General features: G+C 43.7%; 11 protein-coding genes and 2 pseudogenes. 8 read left to right on the top strand and 5 right to left on the bottom strand.

What is annotated here, in order from left to right; translation table 11 throughout:
- The first annotated feature begins 27 nt into the window (after window positions 1–27).
- A complete protein-coding gene (locus HGD77_RS12795; RefSeq protein ID WP_004733707.1) occupies window positions 28–879 on the top strand; it encodes a PHP domain-containing protein in 852 nt (283 codons plus the stop codon).
- An 84-nt stretch (window positions 880–963) separates the two neighbouring features.
- On the opposite strand, the gene HGD77_RS12790 is transcribed toward HGD77_RS12795, so the two are convergent.
- Window positions 964–1875, bottom strand: a complete 912-nt coding sequence (locus tag HGD77_RS12790) for a bestrophin family protein (RefSeq protein WP_004733710.1) — start codon at window positions 1873–1875, stop codon at window positions 964–966.
- 65 nt (window positions 1876–1940) lie between these two features.
- Window positions 1941–2642 carry a RadC family protein gene (gene radC / locus HGD77_RS12785; protein WP_004733712.1) on the bottom strand — a complete coding sequence of 234 codons (702 nt, stop codon included), beginning with the start codon at window positions 2640–2642 and terminating at the stop codon, window positions 1941–1943.
- Window positions 2643–2755: 113 nt separating this feature from the next.
- Between radC and coaBC the strand changes: the two genes are divergently transcribed.
- Window positions 2756–4030 carry a bifunctional phosphopantothenoylcysteine decarboxylase/phosphopantothenate--cysteine ligase CoaBC gene (coaBC, locus tag HGD77_RS12780; protein ID WP_005266070.1) on the top strand — a complete coding sequence of 425 codons (1275 nt, stop codon included), beginning with the start codon at window positions 2756–2758 and terminating at the stop codon, window positions 4028–4030.
- 229 nt (window positions 4031–4259) lie between these two features.
- On the top strand, window positions 4260–4772 hold the full coding sequence (locus HGD77_RS12775; protein ID WP_026056560.1) for a hypothetical protein: 513 nt from the start codon (window positions 4260–4262) through the stop codon (window positions 4770–4772).
- Window positions 4773–4824: 52 nt separating this feature from the next.
- Here the strand turns inward: HGD77_RS12775 and dusA are convergent, their stop codons facing one another.
- Window positions 4825–5850: a tRNA dihydrouridine(20/20a) synthase DusA gene (gene dusA / locus HGD77_RS12770; protein WP_004733717.1), complete on the bottom strand. Its 1026-nt coding sequence runs from the start codon at window positions 5848–5850 to the stop codon at window positions 4825–4827.
- A 274-nt stretch (window positions 5851–6124) separates the two neighbouring features.
- On the opposite strand from dusA, the gene HGD77_RS12765 reads away from it, so the two are divergent.
- Complete coding sequence (locus tag HGD77_RS12765) at window positions 6125–6769, top strand: hypothetical protein (RefSeq protein WP_004733719.1); 645 nt, start codon at window positions 6125–6127, stop codon at window positions 6767–6769.
- A gap of 15 nt (window positions 6770–6784) precedes the next feature.
- Here the strand turns inward: HGD77_RS12765 and HGD77_RS12760 are convergent.
- Window positions 6785–7708: pseudogene (locus HGD77_RS12760) on the bottom strand (MFS transporter); the annotation flags it as partial.
- A 92-nt stretch (window positions 7709–7800) separates the two neighbouring features.
- On the opposite strand from HGD77_RS12760, the gene HGD77_RS12755 reads away from it, so the two are divergent.
- Window positions 7801–8664, top strand: a complete 864-nt coding sequence (locus HGD77_RS12755) for an IS982 family transposase (RefSeq protein WP_004729973.1) — start codon at window positions 7801–7803, stop codon at window positions 8662–8664.
- 22 nt (window positions 8665–8686) lie between these two features.
- On the opposite strand, the pseudogene HGD77_RS12750 reads toward HGD77_RS12755, so the two are convergent.
- Window positions 8687–8962 (bottom strand): annotated as a pseudogene (locus tag HGD77_RS12750) (MFS transporter); the annotation flags it as partial.
- A 982-nt stretch (window positions 8963–9944) separates the two neighbouring features.
- Here HGD77_RS12750 and HGD77_RS12740 point away from each other — a divergent pair.
- The 3 genes from HGD77_RS12740 to HGD77_RS12730 are packed head-to-tail and all read left to right on the top strand — an operon-like array spanning window position 9945 to window position 12856.
- Window positions 9945–11072, top strand: coding sequence for a Re/Si-specific NAD(P)(+) transhydrogenase subunit alpha (locus HGD77_RS12740; protein ID WP_004733722.1), 1128 nt, complete (start codon window positions 9945–9947; stop codon window positions 11070–11072).
- 11 nt (window positions 11073–11083) lie between these two features.
- Complete coding sequence (locus HGD77_RS12735) at window positions 11084–11407, top strand: proton-translocating transhydrogenase family protein (RefSeq protein ID WP_004281642.1); 324 nt, start codon at window positions 11084–11086, stop codon at window positions 11405–11407.
- Window positions 11408–11410: 3 nt separating this feature from the next.
- The gene (locus HGD77_RS12730; RefSeq protein ID WP_004733724.1) at window positions 11411–12856 is read left to right on the top strand and encodes an NAD(P)(+) transhydrogenase (Re/Si-specific) subunit beta; all 1446 of its coding nucleotides are present in this window, start codon (window positions 11411–11413) and stop codon (window positions 12854–12856) included.
- Window positions 12857–12890 lie beyond the last annotated feature (34 nt).

Genomic DNA, 12890 nt, shown 5'->3' with positions numbered 1-12890 from the left:
TGATCAAATAAATGTCATAGTATAGAGATGCACGGCGTAGATTTACATACACATAGTAATATTTCTGATGGAACTTTCAGTCCTCAGCAATTAGTCGAAGCGGCTGTGGAAAAACTTGTCCATACTTTGGCCCTGACGGATCATGACACCATGGACGGTTTGGCATTGGCTGAGGAAGCCGCTAAAAATCATGAGATTAAGATCATTTCAGGGGTGGAAATATCCAGCCAGTGGTTACGTCCTGCCACCAAAAAAAACTATGGCGTGCACATCGTCGCGCTAAATATGCAAAATCCTGAGCCTTTACAAAAAGCCCTCAATCAGCAAAAGAAAATCCGGGCTGAACGCTCTAAACAGATTTGTGATCTGCTGACACCTTTAATTGGTGGGGATATTTATGCTGATGTACTGACCAAAGTCGACAATATCCCTGATCGGGTGACACGGACACATATTGCCAAAACGCTGGTAGAAAAGGGGATTGTGACCCGTCCGCAACAGGCCTTTGATAAATACATCAAGGAAGGCAAGAAAGCTTATGTCAAATTTGATGGCTTGAGTCTTGAAGACACGATTCAGGTGATTCATGAAAGTGGTGGCTTTGCGATACTGGCACATCCGACCAAATATGATTTATCTGCGACCAATATTCGCTACCTGATCGAGATCTTTGCCAAGTTCGGTGGAGATGCCGTCGAGCTGCCACCGGCGATTGAACCAAGTTCCACCCGGCAGATGGTGGATCGAATGATTACTGAATATGATCTTAAAGTTTCGATTGGCAGTGATTTTCATGGCGATCACATGCCTTGGATTAAACTCGGTAATGTCCCGAGCCTTAAACCGGGTCAGATCGGGATTTGGGAGAGTTTTGTTTAGTCATTCCTTTACCTCGATCTTTTTTATTTGAGAGAAGATTTTCCTTTCGCTACTAATAGCAAAGGGCGAGGAAAGAATTATAAATTATAGCAAATTATGATCTTGAGCCTGAATCGGTGGTGGTGTTGGTTTACCTAAAGTCCCTAACAGTTCAATTTCAATAGTACGTACCATTGAGTCCAGTGGCAAGTCATTGCTTTGGGTACCAAAAGGTTCCTCAATTTCTGAACTTAGCGCATCTAGTCCCAAAAAGGTATAGGCCAAAATGCCGACCAGCAAAGGTGTAAACAGACCGAGCGTTGAACCCAGACTAAAAGGTAAAATAAAACAGAAAAAATAGACGGTACGATTCAGCAAGACCGAATAGGCAAAAGGCAAAGGTGTGGTCGCAATCCGGTCACAACCGGTCTGGACAATACTTAGTTCTGCTACATGATTATTCATCTGCATATAGATGATGTCGGAGATTTCACCTTCTTTGAGCGCCTGCATCAGCTCCCACTGAATCAGGCTCAATGTATATTGCGGCGCATTGGCCTGCTGATAAAGTTGGGTTACAGCCTGTTGGCTCATGCCACTGGTTTCTACCAGCTCAGTCGGATTGGCTGTCTGATGGCGAAGGCGATCGCGGAGTACATTGGCAAAGACAATCACATGCTGAATCACACGTTCACGGCGACCTTGAGACAGCATCCTGCAATCACGGTCAAAATGACGTGAATTGGCAATCAAAATGCCCCAAAGTTTGCGCGCTTCCCACCAGCGGTCATAACAGGCGGTATTTTTAAAACCAAGAAAAATAGACAGTACCACTCCAATCAGGGTAAAGCCAACCAAGGGTAATTCTGGAAAATGAAAATAACCAATATGTGACAAGCCACCAATGATGGCTGACATCAGCATCACCACGCCCAAAGGCGGTAAAACTTTAGGTAAAATCGTCCCCCGCCAGGAAAACAGCAGTTTAAAAACAGTCGGCTGGTCACGTACGATCATTTATTGGAATCATCACAATTTTTTTCATGATCTTGTGGAGTTGTGCCTGCTTTGTCAAGTGCTATTCAATACTGCATTTCCGGTTTGATGAGTTGCTGCTCAGCAAAGGAAAAACTGCCTTCCAAGGCGATGATGCAATGGTCAATTAGATGGATATCCACCAGCTGGCAGGCCTGTTGAATCTGATGGGTCAATGCCAGGTCGGCCTTGGATGGAGAGGGCCGACCCAGCGGATGATTATGCGCAATGACAATCGAGGTCGCCTGTTGGCTAATGGCATAACGTAGTAATTGATTAATAGAAATATCACATGCATTCACTGAGCCATAAAACAGTTTTTTAAAGGCAATTTTTCTTAAACTGGCATCCAGACACAGCACGGCAAACACTTCCTGAGTTTCACCGAGCAGTTCAAAACGTAAGTAATCTCTCAACCGCTTGGAATTGGTAAGTTCCAGTGCATCCTGTTTCAGGTGCTCGGCTATGTAACGCCGTCCCAGTTCCTTGACGGCCATCAGTTGGGTATATTTACTGATGCCCATGCCATGAAACTGGCTGACTTCCTGTAAAGGTGCATCGAGCAACGCAGTCAAATGACCAAAATGCTGAATCAGCAAGCGCGCCAGATCAACTGCCGAATGTTGCTGGGAACCGGAGCGCAGAAAAATAGCCAGTAGCTCGGCATCGGACAGACTTTCTGCGCCATATTGAATTAAGCGTTCTCGCGGCCGTTCTTGTTCTGGCCAGTTTTTAATAGAAAATTGCATAGTTATTAGACTTATTTATTATGAATTATCAGTTTTCCCGCAAGCCGATCTCTTGGGAATGCGATTATTTAATGCTATTGTGAGCCCCACTGCAACAGCAAGGTAATCTGTTTGTGAGCTTTGATCTAAGTGTAATTCCTCATAAAAATATAATTTTGGCCGTCACTGGCGGTATTGCTGCCTATAAAAGTGCAACTCTGGTTCGCCGTCTGAAAGATGCCGGATTCGATGTGCGGGTCGTCATGACTCACGGTGCACAGGCTTTTATTACACCTTTAACCTTTCAAGCCTTATCGGGCAATCCCGTACATACCGAATTGCTGGATACTGAAGCAGAAGCAGGCATGGGCCATATCGAACTGGCACGTTGGGCAGATCTGTTGCTGGTAGCACCGGCCAGCTGTGACACCTTGGCAAAGTTTGCCGCAGGTCTGGCTGATGATCTCTTAAGTACTTTATATCTGGCGACGAAAGCACCCGTCTGGGTGGCGCCTGCCATGAACCAGCAAATGTGGGCAGCCAAAGCAACGCAGCGCAATCTTGCGACACTGATCGAAGATGGTGTGCATGTGATCATGCCGGATGCGGGATCACAGGCTTGTGGTGATGTAGGTTTGGGCCGGATGCCTGAGCCGGAAGATTTAGCGCATCAGGTGACTGAATATTTCCATAAAGTCCAACGTGCGATTGCGGAAAAATTTGGCCTGCTTGCGGGCAAACAGGTCACGATTACCGCAGGCCCCACCCGCGAAGCGATTGATCCAGTGCGCTATATTTCCAATCACAGTACCGGAAAAATGGGCTTTGCACTGGCTGCAGCCTGTTATGCGGCCGGAGCTAATGTGACCCTGATAGCAGGGCCGGTCAGTCTGGACACCCCAAATGGCGTGCAACGTAAGAATGTTTCTTCTGCCGTGCAAATGCTGAATGAAAGCATGCAAATGCTGGAAAATGGTTGCGATATCTTTATTGCGACCGCTGCGGTAGCCGATTATCGTGTGGCACAGGTTGCCGAACATAAAATCAAGAAAGCCGGAGATGAGTTGAATGTCGCTTTAGTGAAAAATCCGGATATTGTCGCCACCATTGCCCAGCAGGAAAAACGTCCATTTATGGTCGGCTTTGCTGCAGAAACCCGCAATATTGAAGAATATGCTGCCGGAAAGCTGGTCGCGAAAAAGCTGGATATGATTGCCTGCAATGATGTTTCACGTGCGGATATTGGTTTTGCTTCGGATGAAAATGCCATGACAGTATTCTTTGCCGAGCATTATCAGCTGGACAAACGTGATCTGGAAAAAGCCTCCAAGCAGGAAATTGCCCAGCAGTTGATCGAAGCCATTCATGATGCCTTACATCGTGATCCATCCAGTGATGATGATTTTTAAAACGATCTGTATCGAAAAAACCCTGAATCCATCAGGGTTTTTTTATGGCTGATTTTTTATCATTAATTCAAAAAAACTATAGAAACCATAAATATTTAGTCTTAATCGAAGCGCCGTTTGTTTATTGTTTTTGCAAAAAAGCATAAAATGGATCACAGAATAAGCAAAGATAAAAATACTGCGTATATCAGCTATAAGCAGGAAGTGGAAAGAAAAAAAGATGGGCGCTATGAAAAAAATCATGATGTTATGGATGGTCGCCTGTCTGACTGGATGCAGTTATTTTGTCTCGATGGATGAGCTGGCCAAAAATATTCAAACGCAGATGCAACGTGAATTTAATTCCAATCGAGATTATCAACACTATCGTTTTACCGTGAAAAAGGTCAAAATTGTCCAGCGTCAGGGGAATGAGTTTCAGGCTATTTCTCATCTGAATTATCAGGGTGAGGAATATCCCATTCATGTAAAAGTCTTTAAGGTGGATGGGGGGTATAGTTGGTCGATTGAAGATGATGCCTTTGCTTTTATTGATGAAATTGAAATTGAAAAATATCGTCAGCAACTGGATCGAGAATTACAGCAACTGGCCTCAGCCTTGGATGATCTGGAACCTGTAGATGAACCAAACCAGAATGTCTCCGGCTCTCTGATCACACCCGTGGCTGAACCCGCATTACAAGATGTTTCTTATCAGGAAGAGCCGATTCCGGTCGGTAATATCACGGCGTATACGCAATAACTCATGCGCAATCGCTATAAAAAAGCACCGATCATCGGTGCTTTTTTTTTGTTTATGATTCCACTTGTTGATGCTCACGTACATAATCTTCGGTACGCTGCATGGCTTCCTGAATATTAAAGAGTGCAGTTTCTACATCTTTCAAGGTTTTAGCATTACCACCGCTTAAAGCCTGACGCCATTTGCGTGCACCCGGCAAGTTCTGGAATAGTCCCAAAATATGACGGGTAATAATGGATAAAGGTGCACCTTCGGTCATGCGCTGGGCAATATAAGGCAGCATCTGTTGCATAATTTCAAAACGATCTGGTGCATCCAGATTCCACAGTTGGCCCAGTTCAGCCAGTAAGTAAGGATTATGATAGGCTTCGCGGCCAATCATCACCCCATCCACATGTTTGAGATGTTCCAAGGTTTCGGCATAGGTTTTAATCCCGCCGTTGATCTCGATCAGCAGATCAGGACGCTCCTGTTTTAAACGGTAGACATCTTCATAACGTAGAGGTGGCACGTCACGGTTTTCTTTAGGCGAGAGACCTTTTAATAAGGCAATCCGCGCATGCACGATAAAATTATTACAGCCGGTTTTGGCCACGGTATCGACAAAATGCAGCATCTCCTCATAAGAGTGCATATCATCAATTCCGATCCGGTGTTTTACGGTCACTGGAATATCCACCGCATGACGCATTTCAGCAATACATTCTGCGACCAGATCAGGCTCCGCCATCAAACAGGCACCAATTTTATTATTCTGTACCCGGTCACTTGGGCAACCTACATTTAAATTAACTTCGTTATAGCCCCAGTCCTGTGCCATCTTGGTACAAGTGGCTAGATCTTTATGGTTTGAGCCGCCAAGTTGTAGCACGATTGGCTGTTCTTCCGTATTAAAGTCCAAATGACGTTTGGCATCGCCATAAATGATCGCACCTGTGGTGACCATTTCGGTGTACATAATCACATTCGGGTTAAACAGACGCGCAAAGAAACGATAGTCTTTGGTGGTCCAATCCATCATCGGCGCAACACTGATTCGTGGTTGAAGTTTATTTTCAATGGTGGTCAGATCAGTCATTCAAAATCACGCCTTAACGAAATGGAAGAAAGAAGAAGCAATCCATGCGAGCACTCAGCGATTGGTTTTTGGCTAAAACCGGATCGGCTGACGTCGCAAAAAGAGGGCGTAATACTAGCATAAAATCAGAAAAACCACCCGGCGAACTTGAGCTAGGTCAGTAAATCCAAGGAATGAAACAAGAAATAAAATTGGAATTCCCAGTCAGGTTGGAATGGTATATTTTGATAGGAGAAAGATGAAGATAAAAATTTTAGAAATAAGGAGAATAATCATGTTGTTATTGGAGGAAATTTATAAAAGCCATAAAGCACAAAATTCGGCACATTTTAATTTAAGAATTCATCGGGGCTTAGGCTGGTTTAAAAAATCGCTAGATCTGGATCAAGATCTGGATTTTAAGTTTATCAGCCTGTGGATCAGCTTTCAGGCGATTTATGCAGATGAGCGTGATCTTGTTCAAGATCAGAGCAAGCTGCAGCAGTTTCTGGAAACACTCTGCCAAAAGGATCTGGATCAGAAAATTAATCATATTCTCTGGGAAAAATACAGCCAGCCGATTCGCTCACTCTTGGCCAATCCCTATGTGGAGCAAAGCTTTTGGGATTATCGTCATCAGAAAATTAGTCTGGAAAGCTGTCAAGCTGACCTGGAAACACAGAAACAGAATATAGAGAATGCTTTAAAAGAACGAAATTCTATCGAAATTTTAGCTGGAATATTTCAGCGCCTATCTACCTTGCACCATCAGATAATGCAGGGTGGCGCCACGTATCACAGCTCGCTGAATTATAAATCATTAGAGGAGAGCTGCCGGATTCTGGCAGCCTTATTGCCGGTTCTTATCTGTATTTTATTAGAAAACTCACAAACTCTTGATCTGAATAAGCCTTATTATCCAGCGATGCAAGTCAGCTAAATATAGTCAAAATACTTATGCGGTTGTCTTAGTCTTAGCCTGATGCCATTGATCCAGCAGGGCGAACAAGGTAGCGCACAAAGCTAGCCCAAGTCCTGTCATACAGGTCATGCTCCAGCCCCCGTGATGCCAAGCATAAACCCCTAAGGCTGAACCACAGGCACCGCCTATAAAATACAAGGTCATATACAGTGAATTGACCCGTGATTTGGCATCCGGGCGCAGGCGGAAAATCACGTTCTGGTTACAGCTGTGCGTAATCGCGAGCCCCAGATTTATCAGTCCATAACCCAGAATATAACTGAGCAAGGATACCGCACCAAAATATAAAAACAGCCAGCTTCCCATCAGGATAGAACAACCGATCCAGCTCAGTGTTTTGATATGGCCACGATCGGCCCATTTGCCAATGAACTGCGTGGAAAGTGCGCCAAATACACCCACCAGCGTGACCAGTCCGACCATGACATCAGAAAGCTGAAAAGGTTCCTGCGTCAACAGCAGAGCGATGGTGGAGAACAACATACTCATGGCAGCAAAAGCACAGGCGCCTGTAAGTGAACGCAATACCAGACGTGGTTCCTGCTTGAGTAATATCCCCATAGATTTAAAAATTGCTGCATAGCTGATTCTCAGACGTGGCAGGCTCGGTAGTTTTCCTTTCAAATAAAAACTTAAGGCCAGCATGCTTATGCCACTGAGGATATAAATCATTTTCCAGTGAAACAGGTCGGAAAGTAATCCGGCAATACTGGTCGAGAGCAGAATACCGACCAGTAATCCGCTCATCAGGAAGCCCACCACTTCTCCGGTTTTTTCCGGTTTGACCGCCATGGTGGCTAAGGGAATCAGAATCTGTGCAGCCACGGAAAACAGTCCGGCAATGATAGTGCCGACCCAGAGCATTGGCAGATTTACCGCACTGGCACAAATAAATAACCTGAGTTCGACATAAAAATAAATAAAAAAAAGCCTTAGCATCTGTAATATCTTGGTTACGAAGACAAAACATTTCAGAGCAAGGCTTTTTCATGGACTATATTACCGAATTATTTTGTATCTTGGATGATTTCTGCAAAAAGTTTAATGAATCTTTAGAGAAAGCTCTAATTTCTGATCAAAAAACAACAATGAAAAAGTCAGCTTTAAGCTTGTCTGAAGTCATGACCATTGTCATTTTATTTCATAAATCCGGGTTTAGATTTTTCAAATATTTTTATTGTCATATGATCATCCCATTTTGGAAATCAGCTTTTCCCAAGCTTCTTAGTTACAATCGTTTTATTGAAATTATGCCGCGTTGTTTGCAAGCTTTGAGTAGTTTCTTCCATCAAGTTAAAGGAGAAGATACCGGAATTTGTATTATTGATTCGACTAAATTGGTCGTTTGCCATAATCTTAGAATTAAAAGACATCGTGTATTTAAAGGCTTAGCTGGTCGTGGTAAAAGTAGCACAGGTTGGTTTTATGGATTTAAAGTCCATATTGTTATCAACAACTTGGGTGAAATTATTAATCTCAAGATTACATCGGGAAGTGTTCATGATGTTGCTGTACTTGAATCTTTAACCCAAGAGTTAAAAGGTATTTTACTGGGCGATAAAGGCTATCTGAGTAAAGCAAAAACTGAAGCTTTAGCAGCAAGGGGGCTCAGACTATTAACCCCGTCACGCAAGAATATGAAAAATAAACCCATCCAAACTGAAGAAGAAAAACAATTGCTTTGCAGAAGAGGATTGATCGAAACAGTGAATGATCAGTTAAAAAACTTACATCAAATTGACCATTCACGTCATCGTTCGGTGAATAACTTTATGGTGAATATTATGGCTGCTATAGTGGCTTATTGCTTAAATCCAAATAAGCCAACTTTCCAAAACTTGCTAAAAAGCTAAAATATTTCATCGAACTCAGGTTAAATAAACCTGCTGCTGCACCCAGCATGAGAAAGGGGATCAGTTTGGTTTTATTCAGCATGTCACCTAAAGGCACAATAAACAGCAGGCCCAAGGCATAAGAGATTTGAGCAAAAGTGACCGTGAGCGCCACTTGTGATTCAGGTACCTGATAATACTGCTGAATCGATGAAATCAGTGGCTGGCAATAATAGTTCGCGCCAGCACATAAACCGCATGCAATCGCCATTAGCCATAATAAGCGCTTATTTTGACTAATATCGAGAGGCGTGTGCATAGGGCTAACCTTGTATTCAGACCGGAAGAATTGAAATGAGGAATAAGAATAATGTTCAAATTTAGGGCACTATAGGCCAGAAGTTCTCGCTTTAAAAGTAGAGAAATATTGCCAGCATTGAAAATTGTCAGAACTCAGGCAGCTTAAAGAAAGAAGTGCAATTTTAAATAGAAAATATGAGTGAATGTTTGCAGAATTTTTTATCTTTTGATAATGGGGTTGCTTCATTAAAGCGCAACTTAAAGTAAAAACAATAAAAAAGAGCACTGAGGTCAAAAAAGTGGAATATTTACTCTATTTTATTGCGCAAATTTGGTGCGAAAATGAGATTTTCCATTTTGAATCAAGTTCAGTACATTAATATAATAAATAGTCATCCAGCTTTTTTTCTACCCTTTATCTGCCTGTTTGAGACCTGAGTCTTATAAAATTTTAGCGATTACTTTTTGTCAGATCTATTAATTGTGTCTGATGAAGATCTGCTCAAAACAAATTCTATCATTTCATAAAATACGATTTTAACATCTAAAACCAGTGCTCTTGCTTGAGTGCTAAATCTGTCAAAAAAGTCAAAACTAAAAAAACGGCGCAGCTAAAGTGCCGCTATCTATAGGGACTAGAGAAATTGAAAGTCTGCTTCTAAATCAGGAAATACAGCAATCATTGTCAGAATCATCAATGTAACAAAATAAATCAGAAATTCGCGCTTATTTACACCAGCAAAATCTGGATATTTCATTCAGTGGAATGAATGTCGTTTATAAAAGCATCGAATATGAATAGCCGTTAAATTAAATAAATGTGCTATCACAGCATCATTTTTATGAATCATCAGTTCAAAATATAGGTATTTATTAAATAAATAGTAGGTGGTAATTTCAAACAGTTTGATTAGAATCCAAAAATTCAACAAGAACACATCCTGAGGGGAAGCATCGTTTAGGCGATGTTTACTTAAGAAAAATTAGCTTGAGGAACGCTCATGCAGATCGGAATTCCAGCCGAAACTGTTGTCGGTGAAAATCGCGTCGCTGCGACGCCAGAGACAGTAAAGAAATTGATCAGCGCAGGACATAGCGTGATTATCGAACGTGGTGCAGGGGTTAAAGCTGCCTATATCGATAGTGCCTATGAACAAGTTGGTGCCAAAATTACGGATGATGCCTATACTGGCAGTCAGTTGATTTTAAAAGTTCGTGCACCGAAAGGTGATGAAATTCAAAAACTCAACCCGAATACCACTATCGTGGCAATGTTTGATCCTTACCGTAATACTGAGCTTGACCAATTCGCGGCACAAAACGTGTCTGCATTTGCATTGGAACTTTTGCCACGAACCTTGTCTCGTGCGCAGAATATGGATGTCTTGTCTTCTCAAGCCAACCTTGCAGGTTACAAGTCGGTGCTTTTGGCTGCGGCTGAATATCAGCGCATGTTCCCGATGCTGATGACTGCTGCGGGTACGGTTAAACCGGCTCGTGTGGTGATCATGGGTGTCGGCGTAGCGGGTCTGCAAGCGATTGCCACTGCAAAACGTTTAGGTGCCATCGTTGAAGCCACGGACCTGCGTCCAACTGCCAAAGATCAGGTTGAATCTTTAGGTGGTAAATGGTTAGACGTACCGATGTCTGCTGAAGAGCAGCAAAAAGCGGCTGATGCGGCTAAAAATGGTTATGGCTGGATGCCGGGTGAAGAATACATTCGCGATCAGGCTGCAATTGTTGATAAAGCGGTATCGAATGCTGACATCGTGATTACCACAGCGCTTTTACCGGGTCGTGATGCACCACGTTTAATCCGTGCTGAAACAGTTGCGAAAATGAAACCGGGTTCAGTGATTCTGGACATGGCAGTAGAATCTGGCGGCAACGTCGAAGGTTCAAAATGTGGCGAAACCGTGCATACCGACAACGGCGTCAAAATTCTCGGCATTCCAAATATTCCATCGACGGTATCGACTGAAGCCTCTGCTTTATACGCTCGTAACGTATTTAACTTCGTGGAAACATTATTTGATGCAGATAAGAATTTTGTCCTGAATCAAGAAGAAGAAATTCAAAAAGCCCTACTTGTCACTCATGGCGGCCAAGTGCTGCTGAAACGTGGTTAAGGAGAAGACTCATGGTTGAAACAATTACGATTTTTGTCCTTGCCATTTTCGTAGGTTACTACGTGGTGTGGGGTGTAACACCAGCATTGCATACGCCGTTGATGGCGGTCACCAATGCCTTGTCATCGATCATTATTGTCGGTGCAATGATTCAGACTGTTGGCCTGCCGGTGATCGGCGTTGAAGGTAGTGTGGATTTCCAGACCATTAACGTGGTGAGCGTGCTTGGTGCAATTGCGGTATTCCTGGCCAGTATTAATATTTTCGGTGGCTTTGCCGTGACTGCACGTATGCTGGAAATGTTTAAACCTAAGCAAAAGAAAAAAGAGGGTTAATCCATGGAAATGATTCGAGAATATGCGGATTGGTTCTACCTGATTGGTGCCGTTCTTTTTATCCTGACGCTACGTGGTTTATCAGGTCCTAAAACTGCGATTGCTGGTAACCGTTACGGAATGATCGCGATGGCCATTGCGGTCGTGACCACCTTCTTTGTGGCTGAGAATCCAGTGGTCTGGATGATCATTGGCGCAATGGTGCTGGGTGCAATCGTGGGTATTGCCCGTGCACGTACAGTTCCAATGACCCAGATGCCTGAAACTGTAGCGTTGATGCACTCATTGGTGGGTCTGGCTGCGGTCCTGATTGCTGTCGCTGCCATTATTCACAACAACAAACTGATCGAACTTGGTCCAGACCTATTGGCTGCCAATGGTGTCAATTTCCATGAAATGAGCCGTGTTCATTTATTTGAACTGTTTGTGGGCTGTTTCGTAGGCGCGATTACCTTCACTGCATCAGTCTTTGCTTACGGCAAACTGGCTGCAAAAAAATGGGCAAAAACCATTTCAGGTGCATGGGTGAAACCGGTTCAGGCGATCATCTTTATTGCAATGTTAGGTTTTGGTGTTCACTTCTTCCTGACTGGCAATATGACCTCGTTCTGGGCGATGACAGGCCTTGCGCTGGCATTCGGCTGGGTATGGATTGCACCAGTCGGTGGTGGTGATATGCCAGTGGTGGTATCGCTACTCAACTCATTCTCGGGTTGGGCAGCAGCTGGTATTGGTTTTACCCTAGAAAACAACATGTTGATCGTTGCAGGCTCACTGGTGGGTTCTTCAGGTGCCATTCTGTCTTACATCATGTGTAAAGCGATGAACCGTTCAATCATCAACGTTTTGTTTGGTGGTGCGATGGGCGGTGCAGCTGCGCCGATAGCAGGAGCAGGTGAACAGGTTCAACGTAATCACCGTTCTGGCTCGGCAGATGACGCAGGCTTCCTGATGTCAAATGCAGACAGCGTAGTGATTGTACCAGGTTATGGTATGGCACAAGGCCGTGCCCAAAATGCGGTAAAAGAATTGGCTAACTTGCTGAAAGAGCAGGGCGTAACGGTTCGTTTTGCGATTCACCCTGTAGCAGGTCGTATGCCGGGTCATATGAATGTATTGCTTGCTGAAGCGGACGTACCGTATGAAGATATCTTGGAAATGGATGAGATCAACTCGGACTTCCCGGCAACAGATGTGGTGCTGGTGATTGGTGCCAACGATGTTGTGAACCCTGCGGCGAAAGATGATCCAACCTCACCAATTTATGGTATGCCGATTCTGGAAGCGCATAAGGCACGTACGATTATGGTGATCAAGCGCTCTATGGCAACCGGTTATGCGGGTCTGGACAATGACTTGTTCTATAACGACAAGACCATGATGATCTTTGGTGATGCCAAGAAAGTGGTGGAAGATATGACTAAAGCCATTAATGGTACAGGTCACTAATCATCTAAATCATTAGAATTCCCCCTAAGTCCCC

It is taken from the genome of Acinetobacter sp. NEB149 (assembly GCF_012516415.1).
Lineage (GTDB): Bacteria > Pseudomonadota > Gammaproteobacteria > Pseudomonadales > Moraxellaceae > Acinetobacter > Acinetobacter lwoffii_V.
Note: the sequence above shows the minus strand (reverse complement) of the source record. Positions and strands in the feature narration are given on the sequence as shown.